At 44.4% G+C, this 16,189-nt stretch carries 14 protein-coding genes; all 14 read right to left on the reverse strand.

All coding sequences use genetic code 11. The features are described 5' to 3' along the window. Positions 1-15: 15 nt before the first annotated feature. The gene (locus tag BW980_RS19535) at positions 16-1,305 is read right to left on the reverse strand and encodes a flexirubin biosynthesis putative acyl-CoA ligase FlxY (RefSeq protein WP_076456847.1); all 1,290 of its coding nucleotides are present in this window, start codon (positions 1,303-1,305) and stop codon (positions 16-18) included. After that, on the reverse strand, positions 1,306-2,982 hold the full coding sequence (locus tag BW980_RS19540; protein ID WP_076456848.1) for a C45 family autoproteolytic acyltransferase/hydrolase: 1,677 nt from the start codon (positions 2,980-2,982) through the stop codon (positions 1,306-1,308). Between the two features lie 50 nt (positions 2,983-3,032). Beyond that, positions 3,033-3,914 (reverse strand): cupin-like domain-containing protein, encoded by an 882-nt coding sequence (locus tag BW980_RS19545; RefSeq protein ID WP_076456849.1) that lies wholly within the window; start codon positions 3,912-3,914, stop codon positions 3,033-3,035. Further along, positions 3,914-5,461 (reverse strand): phytoene desaturase family protein, encoded by a 1,548-nt coding sequence (locus tag BW980_RS19550; RefSeq protein ID WP_076456850.1) that lies wholly within the window; start codon positions 5,459-5,461, stop codon positions 3,914-3,916. Before BW980_RS19550 ends, BW980_RS19545 begins: the two co-directional genes overlap by 1 nt. Then, positions 5,461-9,147 carry an MMPL family transporter gene (locus tag BW980_RS19555; protein ID WP_076456851.1) on the reverse strand — a complete coding sequence of 1,229 codons (3,687 nt, stop codon included), beginning with the start codon at positions 9,145-9,147 and terminating at the stop codon, positions 5,461-5,463. Before BW980_RS19555 ends, BW980_RS19550 begins: the two co-directional genes overlap by 1 nt. After that, complete coding sequence (locus tag BW980_RS19560; RefSeq protein ID WP_076456852.1) at positions 9,140-10,309, reverse strand: DUF2062 domain-containing protein; 1,170 nt, start codon at positions 10,307-10,309, stop codon at positions 9,140-9,142. The genes BW980_RS19555 and BW980_RS19560 overlap by 8 nt, the downstream gene beginning before the upstream one ends. Positions 10,310-10,401: 92 nt before the next feature. Continuing rightward, positions 10,402-10,905 carry a hypothetical protein gene (locus BW980_RS19565; RefSeq protein ID WP_139327742.1) on the reverse strand — a complete coding sequence of 168 codons (504 nt, stop codon included), beginning with the start codon at positions 10,903-10,905 and terminating at the stop codon, positions 10,402-10,404. A 5-nt stretch (positions 10,906-10,910) separates the two neighbouring features. Then, positions 10,911-11,279, reverse strand: a complete 369-nt coding sequence (locus tag BW980_RS19570; protein ID WP_076456854.1) for an ApeI family dehydratase — start codon at positions 11,277-11,279, stop codon at positions 10,911-10,913. 5 nt (positions 11,280-11,284) lie between these two features. Beyond that, positions 11,285-11,872 (reverse strand): porin family protein, encoded by a 588-nt coding sequence (locus BW980_RS19575; protein ID WP_076456855.1) that lies wholly within the window; start codon positions 11,870-11,872, stop codon positions 11,285-11,287. Continuing rightward, positions 11,869-12,480, reverse strand: a complete 612-nt coding sequence (locus tag BW980_RS19580) for a flexirubin biosynthesis protein LolB2 (protein ID WP_076456856.1) — start codon at positions 12,478-12,480, stop codon at positions 11,869-11,871. The genes BW980_RS19575 and BW980_RS19580 overlap by 4 nt, the downstream gene beginning before the upstream one ends. Then, a complete protein-coding gene (locus tag BW980_RS19585; protein WP_076456857.1) occupies positions 12,461-13,078 on the reverse strand; it encodes a flexirubin biosynthesis/transport protein LolA2 in 618 nt (205 codons plus the stop codon). Before BW980_RS19585 ends, BW980_RS19580 begins: the two co-directional genes overlap by 20 nt. Beyond that, a complete protein-coding gene (locus BW980_RS19590) occupies positions 13,071-13,847 on the reverse strand; it encodes a polysaccharide deacetylase family protein (protein ID WP_076456858.1) in 777 nt (258 codons plus the stop codon). The genes BW980_RS19585 and BW980_RS19590 overlap by 8 nt, the downstream gene beginning before the upstream one ends. Continuing rightward, entirely contained in the window at positions 13,841-14,905 is a 1,065-nt protein-coding gene (locus BW980_RS19595; protein ID WP_076456859.1) for a beta-ketoacyl synthase N-terminal-like domain-containing protein, read from the reverse strand. The genes BW980_RS19590 and BW980_RS19595 overlap by 7 nt, the downstream gene beginning before the upstream one ends. After that, positions 14,905-16,107 carry a beta-ketoacyl-[acyl-carrier-protein] synthase family protein gene (locus tag BW980_RS19600; RefSeq protein WP_076456860.1) on the reverse strand — a complete coding sequence of 401 codons (1,203 nt, stop codon included), beginning with the start codon at positions 16,105-16,107 and terminating at the stop codon, positions 14,905-14,907. The genes BW980_RS19595 and BW980_RS19600 overlap by 1 nt, the downstream gene beginning before the upstream one ends. Positions 16,108-16,189 lie beyond the last annotated feature (82 nt).

A 16,189-nucleotide genomic window follows, 5' to 3' on the forward strand; every position in this document is an offset into this window, starting at 1 on the left:
AGCCGAAGACAGGTGTTACTGCCTCTTATCGATTACGCTGATAGGCTTCCTTCCCAGCTTCGACATCCGCAATTTTTGAATTTCTTCATTAGGACAGATTTCAATATTGGGAGAAACCCTCAATTTAGACCTAAAGTGGTCTTTAATGGCTTGCATCAATTGATGGTCGGCTGAAGATGAAGCGATTTTTATAAGGATTTCATCCGTACCGATTTCGTTCTGGTAGATTTCGAACACATAGCCTTCCACTTCTTCAAAATCGTTCAGAAGGTTGTCCATGGCAGGAGGGTAGAGGGTAGTGCCCTTGTATTTTATCATTTGCTTCTTCCGTCCTACTACAGGGCCTAAACGCATGGTGTTTCTGCCACAGGCACAGGGCGAAGTATGGGCCACGACAATATCCCCGGTTTTAAATCGCAACAAGGGCATGGCCTCAACACCTAGGGTGGTGATCGTAAGCTCTCCTTCTTGGCCATCGGCAACGGCCTGATCGTTGTCATCTAAGATCTCGGCAACAATGAGTTCGGGGTGGTGATGTCCCCCGCGTTGTTCGGAACACTCGGCAAAAGCCGTACTCATTTCGGTCGAGGCGTATGTGGAGTAGAGTTCAATGTTCCATTTCGATTTTATTTTGTCGGCCAGAACGTTTAATGAAAAATCTTGATTCCTTAACGATTCGCCTATACAAATGGCCCCTTTGACCCCTGAAGTATTGATATCGATACCATGTGTTTCGGCATACTGGATCAATTTCAGTAAAAAGGAGGGCACCACAATTAAATAGGTGGGCCTAAATTTGAGAATGGTATCCCATTGTAGTTCGGGGATACCTGCTCCCACACGGATGATACCCGCACCCAATTTTCTGATTCCTAAAAAGTAGGCCAGACCGGCCATAAAACGACGGTCCATGGTCGTGGTCATTTGTATGATGTCATTTTCGCCAACACCCGAACACGCCAAGGATATGGCCTCGTTATGGGCCAATCGGTCAAGGTCTTTGTCGGTCTGCCCCAAGATTACGGGGTCGCCCAAGGTGCCCGAAGTCGTTACAAAATCAATAATCTGTGATTTGGGTACGCACAGAAAATCATCGTTGTAATGCTGTAGCTCTTCTTTGGTGGTTACCGGAAGCTTCGCTAGGTCCTCAAGGGTTTTGATATCCGATACCTTGATATCATACTCCTTAAAAATGCGCTTGTAATAAGGCGATTTTTCGGCTACATAGGCTATCAGCTCTTGAAGCTTTTCTTCTTGAAAGGCTTTTATTTTTTCGGTCGATGCTTTTTCTATTTCTGGAATCATTTATTTGAGCTTCCTTTTTAGTTTTTTAATATAAGTGTCTATGGCTTCCTTATCGGGTACCGTGGTCACTTCTTTGGTCTTGGCTTTCTCGAAGGCGTCTAAGGCTTCCTTGTAGTTTCGGTTTTTATAGTAATACTTCCCCTTAAGGAAATACACCTCCCAAAAATCGGGATTTACGGCTATAAATTCAGTCCATAGGGCCGGTTCAATTTCTTCTTCCGAGACCATGGCCTCCGTAATCTGACGCCTTAATTTTCGATAACGTTCGTAGTGTCGATATGCCAAGGTTCTCAAAAAAGGGTCAGGGGCTATGGTCCTATCGGGCGAAGATATGGGGCGTGCCTTTTGGTTTTGGTCGGCTGTGCCGAATACTTCCTTTAGGTCGTAAGCTACAAATTCACCCAACTGATAGGGATTACTAGAAACCCAGACCAAAAGGTCTTCCGGTTGAAAGACAATGCCGTGGTGCGCCAACATTTGGTTGAGGGCTTTTTCGTTACCGTAACCAATAAGTTTGTCTTCGAGTCCGTCTTTGTTCCTTAAGATGCTTACGGCACTCTCGGGGGTTACTTTCGGGGTGTCTTCCAAAAGTTCTTCCATACGTTCGTAACGGTATTTCGAATGGCTTTCGAAGATATGTTTTTGGTTCTTTTTATCATCGGTATAGGCATCGCTTTGAAAGTGGTTGGAGCAAACGAGCTGATTGTCGTTTTCTACCTCGTACACCCCGAAATTATGCGGGGAAACCTCAATAAGGGCCGCTTTTTTGTCTTTGGCACTTCCCACAAAAATCGATTCAGAGACAAATACTTCCCGTTTTTTGGCAATGGCGATGGCCTCATCTATGGAAGAGGCGTACTGTAAGATTTCGCGGGTAACCAATGATATAGGGGTTTTGGCGACCAAGGGGAATTTCGACTTGCCCGCGTTGATGGTAACGGTCAGGCCTTGGTCGTTCATTCCGGAAACCACACCGATCATACCGCCCCAGCTCACCGACATAAATTTATGGCCCTGATCGGGAGCTACGAATGCAATGATCTTGTTCTTTGCAAAATCGTCGCCGGCGTAAAAATCGAAATTCCTACCGATGATAAGTTTGCCGTCTTTGGTATGTGGCCCCCAGGCGGCGAAGGAAGAGCAGCCTACCAGGGCGAGGTCTTGTAAGGCATGGCCGATATCGTGTGCCCCGTGAAAGTACATGACACGTGGGTAAGGGGCCGCAATGCGATCATAATCTTTTGAGGCGTATTGCGAGATACCATAGATTTCGGCCTTGTACTGCTCGTCAATGTTCTTGTACATTTTTCGGTTGAACCAAGCCAAGAACTTTCTGAGCATTTTTTGCTTTCCTTTTGAGGGCACGAGCTCATCTATTTTTTCTACAAAGACCCGCTCTTGTTCCCGAAAAAGTTCTTGGGTTAGGCTACCTGTCTTGAGACCCAGTTCGTAAGGGTTTCCCGAAACATAGAGTTCGTAAAGGCCTTGGGGGTTCTTGGTCAAAAAATTGGTGCCGAGACGGTAGGTAGAATCAGAGAGTTGTTGCCTAGGGGGCAGCTTGGTTTCATACGTACTTACGTCGGGAAGGTCTTTCAATGATCGCGAAACACCACAGGAGCCCAAAAGCAAGGCCAGGCCTAGAAGAACGTATATGTTTAAAGCTATTTTTTTTGGCATTATGTCAATCGGCTATGAAAGAAAGAATTGTAGGGTAAAAGTACGGGGCCTTAGCTATCTTTTGCGAGTTTTAGTTTTTTTTCCGTGCGCTTTATGGCCCATCGATCTTTGAAATCGAGCCATTTCTGGCCACGGTAGCTTCTGATGGTATTGTCGATATGGCGCATGATCATTACGTTGTAGAGCATATTGGCGAAACGGAGCGGATGCCTGGGCAAGGCACGTAGGGTCATAGAAAAACCTCCGTTAAGGTAGCGGATGCTGTGCCAATATCCACTGGGCATATAGAGGGCGTCGCCATGCTTCATTTCGGCACGTATACCTTCGGCATATTGCAGGGCCGGGTATCGGTCAAAATCGGGGTTGTCCATATCTATGCTCTCGATATTATGTATGGAAAAAGGCACTTTATACAGGTATTGCGTTTGCTGGGGGGAAAAGAGATTGACCACCTTGTCGCCGTCAAAATGAAAGTGCATGCTGTCGGGTAGGTCGATGTCGTAATGCATGAATACCTTTGATTTCCCTCCACCAAAGAACAAGGCCGGAAGCTTTTTAAAGAACTTCAAGCCGATATCGGGGTATTGAAAATCTTTGAGCAGTTCGGGCATTTCCTTTAAGATATTATAAAAGAAAATACGGAGGTCGGTAGGTTCGGTCTTTAAGACTTCGATGTATTCGCTCAACTTCATTTCTTTGACCGGAGCGTATACACTTTGCTTGTCTTTGGCGGGTTCGTTGTTGTACAAGGGCACAATTTGGTCTCCCGCACGTTCTTGGATATAGTCGAGCTTCCATTTTTCGTAGGCTGGCCAATCTTTCGTCAATCCGGTAATCAAGACAGGCTTTTGCGGTTTGTAGTAGTGTTTGATAAAATCCGCTTTTGAGATGTTTTCTACCCGTTCGATAGGCGTTGTCTTAAACTGTCCCATTATGCATCTATTTTTTTATTGGTCTTTGTACTTCCTTTGGTTATTTTCTTTACTAAGTATTCACTGCCCAAGATTTCCGAGCAAGTGACCACACTACTGATGGTTACCCCTAGAATGCCGTGCATATTGATGCTTTGCCCCGTAAAAAAGAGGTTTTTTATTTTGGTGCGCGGCGAGATAAAGGTCTTTAAGGGGGTATTTACGTTTTTTGCATATCCGTACATGGAGCCTTCGTTAGAGCCTATGTAGTCTCTATACGATAAAGGGGTAGAGGTATGAACCGATTGAATGCTTTTACGGATATTCGGAAATTTTTTTTCCAATGCACACAAAAACGCTTCTATTTTAGTCTGTTTGAATTCCTCGTAAGTCTCGCCCCGACTGTTTTTTTGCGTAACCGTATTGAAAGTGCCCGACCAAGGTTCGAGTTCCTCATAGCGCATATAGGTTATGGCGGTCAACTGGTCGGCCCATTCGCCTTGGTTTTTACGGGCCCCCATAGATACCATATAGGCTTCGGGCCATGATTCTTGGGTGTAGTTGTGCGAATTCCAAACCGCGTTATAGTCTTTAAAGTGGTAATAATTGTGGTTTAGGTATTTAAAGGTTTTTGGTTTGAGTACAATATGGATGCTGAAAGCGGAAATAGTGCTTTCTATACTTTCTATGCGTCTGGTGTACGATTTTCTAAAATGCTCTTGCCCTACCATTTTTATGGTAATCTTCGGTTCTATGTTCGAAATGAACAGGTCGCCTTTTATGATGTCTCCCTTTTTGGTTACCACCGAAACTACCTTTTGGTCTTCAACGTTGAACTTGGTTACCTCGCAATGTTTATAGGTTTCCCCACCGTTTTCCTTTAAACGTTTTATGAGTAATTTGGTGATTTGGCTCCCGCCATCGGCACACCTGTACGAGCTTTGTATGTACGAGTTTATGGAAAGTGCGTGTACGTAGAAGGGGGTCTTGTCGGGTTCGCCTGCATACAAAAGGTTGGAGCCGGCAAGAACGGCACGCAGCTTCTCGTTTTCGGTGATGGAGTCAATATACTTTTTGGCGGGCAGGGTAAAAAGCTCGGTATCGTCATGATATGGCTTGCCGAGTCTTAAGTTATACAGTGGAAATTTTCCACAGGTATCCTGTAGTTTTTTACAATATTGATGAATGGCTTCCTTTTCTTCGGGAAACTCTTCTACCAGCCTACGTTCAAAATTTTCATAGCCCTGGGCATGGGGATATTCCTTTGGGTCGCCATCAAATGTGATCAGGTCAAAACCGTCTTCGTCCAAACGGGTCAGGTGTAGTCCGTCTAGAATATCTAAGTATTCAAAATAGCGGTAGAGGTTCTGGCCTTTTTCCAATCCTCCTAAATAATGAACGCCCGTATCAAAAATAGTACGCTCGCGTACAAAGGTCTGTAGGTTGCCCCCGTATTGGTTGTTTTTTTCCAATACGCAGACACTTTTGCCCTCACGCGCCATGATAATGGCCGAAACAAGTCCGCCCATACCACTGCCTATTATCACTACGTCATAATGTTCGTTCATTAACTGCGTCGTTTTTTTAATAACCTAAAGTTATCATTTTGTTGGCTGGTAGCGAAACCTAATGCCTCTATAGGCGATAATTCCATTTGTTGTGCTTCTTTCAATAAAATCAAGGTCTCGACCGTATCGCCCAAAAGTTCGGCCAGTTGCCCGCTTTCCATCTTTATATCGACCAGAACGAGCTCGGCATCGGTTTCAAATGCTTGGGCCATGTTCTCGGCAAGGCTTATTTTACTGTAGTTTTGGGTCAAAAAGTTATTCTTTAGCAACAGGGCCGCTTCGTGGTCGCCCAAATATGTCGTTATTTTCCTATCGATGGAATCTAGGGCAAGCAACAGGTCTAGCTGTCCGTAATCTTGCGATAGGTGTATCATTTTGGTTTTCTTTCCTATGTGCTTTAAAAGCAATGTATAGGTTTCTTTATGGGCGGCCAGGTCAAGTTTGACGCTTTTGTAAACCGTATCGCCCTTGTATCTATAGTTTTCCAAAAGGGTTTTGGTCCAATAGTCTTGATCTTCGATTTCATTTCTAAGCCTTTGGAATTCCTTCCTGAAATAGGCGCCCAATTGCTTGGCACGTTCGCTATAGTTTTTGCCGAATTTGGGGTCGTTGGCCTTGATCTTGGGCAAGAGTTCTATGGTGATGCTCCCATCGCGAATGATAAAACTTCCCTTTGGCAGTACTTCGGAATTACCGTGTATGAGTACCGGAAGAATATCCAATTCAAATTGCTGCGCCAAATAAAAGGCCCCTTTGTGAAAACGTTTGATCTTATTGCTGGAAGAGCGTGTGCCTTCGGGAAAAGCGATCAAGCTGAAACCTTGGGCGACTTTTTCCTTTAAATAGGCCTCGCCGTTTTCTATACCTCCGGAAACAGGATAGGCGCCTGCCAATTTAGCCGCACTACCGAATACGGGCGAGTTGTAGACCCAGTCGTTTACCAAAAATACAATTTTAGGATGGAGCATGCCAATGGCCAGAATGTCTAAAAAACTGGTGTGGTTGGCAATGATCATTACCGGTTTTTCAAAGGTTTCCTTACTGAGGTTTTTTATTTTTTTGGATACAAAGGGGTTGGTGTACAACACTGAACCCATGAGTTTGGAAACCGCTCGATGAAAGCCGATATTCTCTTCCATTAGGCTTTGGGGCGATAGTTTTAATTTGGCCCATCCGTATATGGAATACAAAAATCCTCCCGTACCGAAATACCCGAACGACAATACCGAATGGATAAAATAACGCAAGGATATAGGGCGTTTATCGGCACTTCCGATAAAGAGCCTGAAGAGCAGGGGTTGAACGGTAAAGGCCACAAATGCCGCCGAAAGGATCCCGATTAAGGAAACGGTGGAAATGGTATACAGTACGGGATGCTTGGCGAATATCAAGACCCCGACGCCAGCAATAGTGGTGATGACCGAGAGTAATATGGAGGTCTTATGGGTGTGTAGCACCTTTTCCCCTGTGCGGTATTCGGTAAGCAAGCCGTTGGTTATGAAAATACTGTAATCTACCCCAAGACCGAAAATAAAACTGCAGATGATGATATTGAAAATATTGAATTCGATATGGAAAAGGCCCATGATGCCCACGGTCAAAAACCAGGTGAGAAATATGGGTATGCTGGTCACCACGGTCAGGGAAAGGCTACGGTAGAAAAAGAAGAGAATAAATAGCACCACGATTAAGGAATAACCGATAAGGCTATTAAAATCGTTCTTTAAGTTGCCCAAAAAGGTTTCGTTTACCTGTTGGCGGTCAATGAGCAGGGTATTGGGCGAGTTCTCGAACTGTTCGCGAATAAGGTCGATATGGTCTTCATCTACCTTTATCAGGGAGGTGATGGTGGTGCCGTTTTCGTCCTTTACGATGTAATCATCAAGGGAAAACGATTTTATGGCTTCAAAGTCGTCGACCTCTAGGGGTTCGAAATCGGCGTTCAGCAGATCGTAAAACTTGTTGAAGGTAGTGGGTTTAAAACCGAATTCGTTTCCACTTTCGATCAGCTTCTTTTGGGTTGTTTTGATTTTAGTCGCGCTCCAGAAATCCTTCCATAGGGCTATTTTTTCCTCTTGGGTCGTTTTTGCCCGTATGAGTCCGCCCACAGAGCTGAAGCTTAGTATTTTGTCGTTCGCTTCAAGGGTCTTTAGAATGTTGTAGAGCGAATCGTTTTGTCCTAATACGGTCTGGGTGTCGTTACCGTAAGTGGCCAGGTAAATGGATTTTGAACTGATGTCCGTTAAGGTTTCCAATCGTTTTCGTGCATCGCGCAATAGTTCGGTCTCGTAGTTTAGCCTGGCAATATCTTTGTTGAAGACCACCTTGTTATAGGTAAAGATGCTAATAAGGGAAAAAAGTACTAGGCCCATAATGGCCCATTTCGATTTGTGGAAATCAAAAGATGCCACCCGATCTAAAATGGTGCGTCTAGAGCTCACCGCTTTCTTTGCGGAATAGACCTGTGGGACGAAGAGCAAGGCAAAAACCGATGCGCCCAAAACACTGACCGCCGCAAAAATACCTAGGTCTTGCAGGGCCTGTGATTCTAAAAAGAGGAGGCATAAAAAGGCAGATGCCGTAGTAAGGCTGCTCATTAAAATGGAGGGGGCCACTTCTTTGTAGAGGTTTTCCGCTCCGTTACCGTTTCGTATATGCGTCAGTATATGCAAGGCATAATCAAGGGTAACCCCTAAGAGGACCGAACCTATGCCCAGGGATATGGCCGAAATCTTTTCGCGAAGAATACACAAAAAGGCAATCGATAATAGTGCGCCGATTAATGTGGGCAGGAAAAGGATAAAGGGCAGGGCCAGTTTTCTGTAAAAAAGCATCAAAATAACGATGAGCAGGGTCATGGCAATGCTTACCGTAAACTGGATGTCGCTTCTGATCTGTTTGGCATTGGCTACGGCAACCAAGGCGGCCCCATAGTATTCGCTGTGTACCTTGCCGGTATAGGCTGCGTTCAGTTGGTTCTGCAGTTCGTACAAGGCATCTGAAAAAGGCAGGTTTTTGTCGGTTTCGTTGGAGCCATAGGCCGGGGTTAGAAAAAGAAGGATGTTCTTTTCCTCTTGGTCGACCAAGAAACCGTTCTTTAATTTAAAATCTTCGCCTACACCTAATTCCTGTAGCCTTTTCAGCGCAATGAACGAGAGCCGTAAAGGGTCTTTTACAATGGTCTTTTTGGCAACGATACCCGATGGGGAAATAAGTGTCCTGTAATTTTCGGCAGTGATATGGGCGATACTGTCCGAGTTTATTTTTTGGGCAATCTGTGGATAGTCGTCAGGTTCTAGAAATAAGGGCAGATGCTCGTATACTAGGTCTAGGGTCTTGGGTACGTCATCGGAATTGACCCGACCTTGTATGTTTTTAATAAACTCCGATTGGTTTTGCTCTAGGCTATCGAGAAGGTCTCTGGCGTATTGGGTAAGGTCGTTTACGCCGCCTTCTTCATCTTTTTGTATGCTGATGATGATCTTGTCGGTAAACGTAATCGACTTTAAGACCTTTTGAATGCGTTGCGCTTCTTCATTGGCGGGAATGAGCGAGGTGATATCATCTTCAAACTGTATTCTGGAAACAATGGCAGATAGGCCCATCACGACCAATAGAAGTATCGCTACGGATAATTTACGCTTTTGCGCAATGAGTCGATATGCCTTAAAGAAAAAATTACCCATTGTCTACGATTATTTTTTTCTTTCCGAAGAATAGAATCGTTAGATAACCGATGATGCCGAAAAACAGGGCGGACAAAATGGCCAAGGCAAAACTGCCGATAAGGTATGTCTTTAGGTTTTGTAGCATTCCAAAATTTTCGGTCATGTGTTCCATGGAAAAGGAAACCTCTTCGCCAGTTATCCATACCCCGATTTTAATACTAAAATAGACAATAAAAGGGATTAGGGGCGGTAGGCTGATATTCGAAAATGCAAAGGTGATCGCCTTGTTCAGCCGAAATACCGTAGCCAGGGCAAAAACGAGTATGGTTTGAAAGCCCCAAAAGGGGGCTATGCCCAAAAAGACACCAAGGGCTATGGATAAGGCCTTTATTTTGGGGGAGTCGTCACTGCGGAGCAGGTCTTCCAACAAAAATTTTTTAAAGCCTTTTTTTTTTATTTTACGGATAAAGTTACGAGGCTTTATATAGAAGATGGTAACGATGACCAGCCAAGTGTTCAGCACGCTGATGCGGGCAAAGTCGGGTACGGTCCTAAAGTGCGATACCCTTTCGGTTTCGTCGTACAAAATACGGACGGGCACATTTTTTACAAGGGTGCCGTCCCAGGCCAAACGAACGATGACCTCTATTTCAAACTCGAATTTTGGGGTATAGAACTTTAAGTCTTTCAAAGCATGCAGCGGATATAGCCGATAGCCGCATTGGGTATCTTGAAGCTTGGTCCCTGTTTCGAACCAAAACCAAAAGTTGGAGAACTTGTTGCCAAAACTACTTTTGCCGGGAACATCTTCTTGTTGCATGTTCCGTGAGCCGATATACAGCACGTTTGGGGTTTCTTCCTTTTGCAATTCATCTAAGAAAACGCTGAGGTCTTCGGGAAAATGCTGCCCGTCGGAGTCTATGGTTATCGCATAATCGTATCCTTGGGAAATAGCGGCCTTAAAACCTACTTGAAGGGCATTGCCCTTGCCTTTGTTTTCCGGTAAATGGATTTGCTCTATTGCTGGATAGTTTTTTAGGATGTCGGACGTGCCGTCAGTGGCCCCGTCGTTTATTACGATGACGGCGTCGGTGCGTTCTAAAATACCGTCAAGTACCCGCTTTAGTGTGCCCGCATTATTATAAGTGGGCACCAATACGCAACAATTGAGCTGCTGCATAGTATTTTGAAGTGATGGGGTAAGGGTCGGCACGAGCAATTTTTTTCAAAGGGTTCAGAAAACAGGTCCTGAATTTTCAGCAAAGATACGTATTACGAACCTTGTAACAATTGCCTTTCTGATTCGTTAAAGGCTTCTGATCTGGAAATATACCCTTTTACAAAATCCTTGCTGTTCTTATTGGGGATGGTGTTGAAGTTCTCGATTATAAATTGTTTGTCTTCCTCAATGTTTTTGGTGTACCCCGTAATCTTGGGTACGTTCTCTTGAACGCTTAGACGAATACAGCGTATTTCAACATTATCGGGTTCGGCCGCTATGGCAAATTCCAAAAGTTCCGCCCCTTCCTTAAAAAAGGTCTTTTTTTCTTTCATGCCTTTGGCGTATTTCGCCATCATTGTAGTTACCGCCCCTTTAAAGGCTACCAGCGTCTTGTTGTCGGTTTTGGCTACCGAAACCAGGTCGTTATTAAGTGTAATGGTGGCTCTTTCATTACCCGAAGCTTCAACGTAGGCTGTTCTCACCCGGGACAAATCTACTGGATTTGTAAGGGGTAAAAGTGAAAAAAAAGCGAGCAGAACTAGTTTTAAGTGCATAAAATCTAGGTTAATATATTGAAGGTAGCGCTTAATTTTAAGGCCAATGTATCGTCAAAAGTTGTAGTGTTCTTCACTTTTACGATTGCATCTTCCTCGGTAATCGTCAGCTTGAGTTGAATGGTTTCGTTTTTCTCAGGATTGATAATGGCCATGAACTTTATGTTCGTGGCGACCGAAAGAAACAGCATTTTTTCCGTAGCCTGCTCGGTGAGTTCTTTGATGATCTGGATCATACATACACCGGGCATTACGGGGTTGCCGGGAAAATGGCCCTTGAAAACATCATGCGCGGCGTTTAGTTTAACCGTGGCAGTTACGCTCTGTCCTTCCTTTTCAAAACTTTCAACGGAATACAATCCTTCGATCAACATGTCCTTTATAATTTAAATTTATATGCGGCACCTATTTGAAATACCCCATTGAGATTGCTTCCGGCTTCTTCGTAATAATCGTCTTCGCCAAAGAAGTCAACGCTTATGGTTCCTTGCTTGTACCTTGCTTCAAGTATCAGGCCAAAATCAAACTCGTAGCCTATTCCTCCAAAAACGACGACATCTAGAGGCGAGATTTCATCGTCGACGTTAAAGTTGGTCAAGTTAACAAAATTGTTGTCAAAGTTAATATCCAGTCCCAAACCGAGTATAAAATGAAACCCCTTGTCAGGGCTTACGTAAAATTTGTTCGGTATACCGATGGAAATATAGTTGATGTTTACATCGCCATATGCGTCGGAATTCGATTTGCCCCCTTGATTGGAATATAGGATTTCAGGTTGTAAGGAGTAGTAATCCGTTAGTGAAATGTCGGCAAAGGCGCCGATGTATACTCCTGATTTGGTGTCAAGGGCGGTGTTACTGATGTTCGAACTGTTCAGACCTGCCTTTATACCGGGGCGCGTCTGTGCCATGGTCATGCCCGTGCTGTAAAAAACCACTAGCATGATAAGAAGTTTTACGGTTTTCATTTGAACGATTTTAATGTAATATGAAGTTTGAAGTTGTAGTGTGCTATTTCAATTTCCTTGGCAAACTGGTCGTCGATATTGCTAAAGAAAAATTCTACTTTTTTTTGGTTTCGGTCAACCCGGGCAATTCTGTTCAGCTGCCCCTTCTTGTAATAAAAATAATGTTTTTTAGATAAGATGTCGCTCTGTAATACGGTATGGCTATTCACGTTAAATTGATTCTTTACTTGTGACTGCTCCTGTATTAACGCTTTAAAATCCCGTTTTAAGATGTTGATGAGTACTTTTTTGTCCAATTCCTTTAAAATCCGGTTAACCACGAAGTCGTTTTCCTTAAAGGTGAAATCGAAAATGGTGTTGCCTATTTCGGTGGTAAACGCGATGCGATGGTGTTCGGGCCCCAACTTTTTGACGATAAAAATACCTCCGAACGATTTGTTGAACGCATCGATTTTGGCCTTGTATACATAGTCTTTCTCGGGATTTGAAAAATAGGGGTTTTGAAGCTCTTGAGAAGATTCTGTGCGGGGTTCAAACCCATTTTTGGCAGGGTAAGAAGCGCATCCGACCCATAGAAAAAGGCAAAGGCTACTGAGTAAAGACCGCATCTGACAAGGTTTTGTTCACGACACGATCGGTAAATTTAATTTGGGTATAGTCGTCTGAGGGTTCGATCATTTTCACCTCGGTTACATCGCCGTTGGCGTTAAAGGAAAGGTGAAAGGCTTTGATGAACTTGGCAAACTGTTCGTCTTTCGGAAGAAAGTATACCAAACTAGAATCGTTTATTTTAAAATATTTGATGTTGAACTCATTGTCATCGAACATATCGCCACGTATACTGGCCGTAATGAGTTGGTTCAACTGTTTGAATATTTTGTTCGACCCCACGTCCATATTACTCTTGTTACCGTCGTCGTTGATGTATAGGGTTTCGTTTTTGAACAAGACCGAATAGGCAAAGGGCTTGGTGTATTGCCACTTGACCAGGTTGGGGGCCTTGAAGGCCAATTGGCCCTGTGATACGATATCGTCTGATAGGAAGTCTAGGTGCTTGTATTGGGTAAAATCGCTCATTACCGTGGTAATCGCCTCTGCCCGGGTCTTTACCTTGGTCTTTAGCGCCGTGGCTTCGTCCGGCGTCATTTGCTTTTGTGCAACGGCCGAAACGGAAATAAAAAGGATAAGAAAAAGTATCTTATGCATAAGCTTCGATTTCTAGTAGGCGGTCAACAGTGACCGAACTGAGATTTTTCTTCCGCAAAAATAACAATAACTGTTCCAAAACGGCGATTGTTTTTTCGTTGGTGTCGTGCAGCAGTATAATATCGCCCTTTGATACCTTGTTCGTTATTCGTTTTAAGACGGTTTCTTCGGACCTTGATGTTGTGTCCAATGAGCGTACGCTCCACCCTATGCTATGTACTTTTAGCTTGTCTACCGCTTTTGCGATCTGCGGGTTGGTCACCCCAAAAGCGGGTCGATAGAGTTTTATTTTTTTTCCGGTCAAGCTGTGTACAAGGTCTTTGGTCTGAACGAGCTCGTTCAAAACCTTATCTAACGAAAGAAAACCGAAAGTATTGGCGTGTGAGTATGTATGGTTGCCAATGGTGTGCCCTTGGGAAATGATCTGTTTTAAAATTTCCGGATGTTTCTCGATTCGTTGTCCAACGCAAAAGAAGGTCGCCTTGGCATTGTATTTTGCCAATAGTTCGAGTGCTTTGGGGGTGAATTCAGGGTTCGGGCCATCGTCAAACGTAATGGAGACCCAGTTCGTTTCAATGTTTTTGTTGGCATGTTTTGAGGTGAGATGGTAATTCCATTGGATAAAGAATGAGCCAAAAACCGTAAGGGAGAACCAAAGGAACAAAAGCGCAAAAACCGGCCACCAGGGTAGGTGTTCCATAAAGCATAGTGCGACCAAGGGCAGCAAAAGAAAAACAGCAGTGGTATTTACCCTTTTCCGCCTTAACATTTGCGAATTAAGGTAAGACTGTGGTTTTCTCCCCTATATTGGTTGTATATCAAAATGGTCTCTAGCTTCGCGGGGACGATAGCATTGAGTTGTACCACTTCGGGAAGCGTCTGTGTCTTTATAATTTTATTGGCCAACCAAAAAGCAAATCCCGTTGCGGTATCGAATTCACCCGAAAGGTGTTTGTAATAGGCTTGGGGCGTATCTTTGAACAGGGAAGTGCCCAGCTGGTCGTAATAAGGGTCAAAATTAACGTCGCCATTGTTACCGAGTATGGCAAGGTCAATATCATCGATACCAAGTTGTTGCCGTTCTAAAAAGGCGAGCACGTTTTCTTCGAGGCGTTCTTTTGATAGGGTGTTGAACGTTTTTACGGCAAGCAGTTCGGCGTAACAAGAGGGGGCTTTTTGATTCGAAAGCACAAAAAAGTGGGCGCCTTCACCCATTACCATGCCCTCGGTCTTCGATTGCAAAAGCTCTTGGGAGGCTACAGGTTCTTTTTTGATATGCCCGATCAAACGGTGAGTTTCCACATGATGGTCTACCAATTCATCTACACCGCCGACAAGAACGGTTCCGGCTTCATCGTTTTCGATCATCATCTTGGCGTCGATCAAAGACGATTCAAAAGAAACGGCCGAATGTACAAAGGTGAAATTGTGTCCTTTGCAACCTAGGCCAAGCGCAATTTGCCCTGCCACGGTATTGTGTGATGACTGAATAAAACGGGTAGGGGTTAAAAACTGCTCGTCGTTCTTGATGATATCGCTAACGAAACGTTCGGAGTCGCCAATACAGCCCAGTCCGGTACCTACGATAATGGCATCTATGTTTTCTATTCCGGCTTCGGTAAGGGCATTTTTAGAACTTACCGTACTCATTTTTATACCTCTGGCCATGCGGCGTGCGGCCGCTGGCGGAATGTATTCTTTATAATTGGGGGCGATTACGGGTACCGTGCTAGCGTTGTACTCCGTAATTTCATTTAGAAACTCGCTGTTGTCAAAGGTTTTTTGGGCCGAAACCGAACCTACGCTATTTATATATACTGGTTTCATTAGGCTTCTTTGGAAAAGATTAAAGTGGAACAATTTCCGCCGAACCCGAAAGAATTGGAGAGTACATGGTGCAACTCCTTTTGTTTTACCGTCGTTTGCGGAAGCAGTTCAAATTCCTTCATCGGGGTGGTAAAGTTGAGGTTAGGGTAAATTACGTTGTTCTGTAATGCCAAAACCGAATATACGGCCTCTACGCCACCTGCAACGGCCAATGTATGGCCCGTAAAGGCCTTGGTTGAACTGAATTCGGGCACCTTGTCGCCAAATATCCGAAGTAAGGAACGGCCTTCGGAAAGGTCGTTGTTCGGTGTTGCGGTTCCGTGTGCGTTTATGTAATCGATATCGGATGGGGTCAAGCCCGAAACTTTCAAGGCTTTTTCCATCGCCAGTACGGCACCGTCCCCGTTTTCAGAGGAGGCGGTTTGGTGAAAGGCATCATTGGCATTGCCGTAGCCTTTTACGTAACCCAATACTTTTTTCTGGTCTCTTTTTACAATCTCATCGGATTCTAATACAAGGTAGGCCGCGGCCTCACCGAGGTTAAGTCCTTTTCTATTGTCGTCAAATGGCGTGTTGTAAGTGTCGGAGAGGATCATCAAGGTCTTGAAGCCGTTGATGGTGAATTTGCACAGGCTATCGGTACCACCGACTATAACACGGTCTAATTGTCCTGATTTTATCATTCGCGCCCCCAACATAATGGCGTTGGCCGCCGATGAACAAGCGGTGCTTATGGTAGAGACAAAACTCTCTGATATACCAAGGTGGTCCGCCAGTTTTTGTGTGGAGTCGCCTGCATGAAGTCCATTGATATGGCCCCAATGTTCATCGGTCTCAAAATATTCAAAATAATACTTTTCCGATTGGTCCATACCACCTACGGTAGTTCCGGAAATGAGTCCGGTCTCACAATCGTTGATGTCGGTGATTCCGGCTTGTAATACGGCTTCCTCTGCGGCAAGCATGGCCAATAAGGCCGTTCTTGATACGGCCGTTTCTTCGGCTATTCCCAATTTTTCCTTCAATTGGGCATTGGTCATCCCTATTTCGCCTACCATGATATCGTTTTTGTGAACGGTATCTATTTTTGAAATTCTAGAAATGCCAAGTTTGCCAGAGACCAGCGCCTCATAGTTTTCCTGCACATTGTTCCCAATGGCGGAAATAGCTCCCATTCCCGTAATTGCTACGCCCTTGCACATATTAATTTGGAAGTATTATAGATATAGAATAAAAATACGAATCTTAGACTTAAGTGCGAATTCTGTATACCGCTTGCGACTT

Origin of the sequence: Zobellia uliginosa (assembly GCF_900156625.1) — a bacterium.
GTDB classification, from domain to species: Bacteria; Bacteroidota; Bacteroidia; order Flavobacteriales; family Flavobacteriaceae; genus Zobellia; species Zobellia uliginosa.

What these genes read in the sequence shown, in the direction of transcription:
- BW980_RS19545 (WP_076456849.1), bottom strand. Translation starts at nt 3,914, where the DNA reads ATGGGACAGTTTAAGACAACGCCTATCGAACGGGTAGAAAACATCTCA.
- BW980_RS19555 (WP_076456851.1), bottom strand. Translation starts at nt 9,147, where the DNA reads ATGGGTAATTTTTTCTTTAAGGCATATCGACTCATTGCGCAAAAGCGT.
- BW980_RS19585 (WP_076456857.1), bottom strand. Translation starts at nt 13,078, where the DNA reads ATGCATAAGATACTTTTTCTTATCCTTTTTATTTCCGTTTCGGCCGTT.
- BW980_RS19570 (WP_076456854.1), bottom strand. Translation starts at nt 11,279, where the DNA reads ATGTTGATCGAAGGATTGTATTCCGTTGAAAGTTTTGAAAAGGAAGGA.
- BW980_RS19575 (WP_076456855.1), bottom strand. Translation starts at nt 11,872, where the DNA reads ATGAAAACCGTAAAACTTCTTATCATGCTAGTGGTTTTTTACAGCACG.
- BW980_RS19540 (WP_076456848.1), bottom strand. Translation starts at nt 2,982, where the DNA reads ATGCCAAAAAAAATAGCTTTAAACATATACGTTCTTCTAGGCCTGGCC.
- BW980_RS19590 (WP_076456858.1), bottom strand. Translation starts at nt 13,847, where the DNA reads ATGTTAAGGCGGAAAAGGGTAAATACCACTGCTGTTTTTCTTTTGCTG.
- BW980_RS19595 (WP_076456859.1), bottom strand. Translation starts at nt 14,905, where the DNA reads ATGAAACCAGTATATATAAATAGCGTAGGTTCGGTTTCGGCCCAAAAA.
- BW980_RS19535 (WP_076456847.1), bottom strand. Translation starts at nt 1,305, where the DNA reads ATGATTCCAGAAATAGAAAAAGCATCGACCGAAAAAATAAAAGCCTTT.
- BW980_RS19565 (WP_139327742.1), bottom strand. Translation starts at nt 10,905, where the DNA reads ATGCACTTAAAACTAGTTCTGCTCGCTTTTTTTTCACTTTTACCCCTT.
- BW980_RS19560 (WP_076456852.1), bottom strand. Translation starts at nt 10,309, where the DNA reads ATGCAGCAGCTCAATTGTTGCGTATTGGTGCCCACTTATAATAATGCG.
- BW980_RS19550 (WP_076456850.1), bottom strand. Translation starts at nt 5,461, where the DNA reads ATGAACGAACATTATGACGTAGTGATAATAGGCAGTGGTATGGGCGGA.
- BW980_RS19600 (WP_076456860.1), bottom strand. Translation starts at nt 16,107, where the DNA reads ATGTGCAAGGGCGTAGCAATTACGGGAATGGGAGCTATTTCCGCCATT.
- BW980_RS19580 (WP_076456856.1), bottom strand. Translation starts at nt 12,480, where the DNA reads ATGCGGTCTTTACTCAGTAGCCTTTGCCTTTTTCTATGGGTCGGATGC.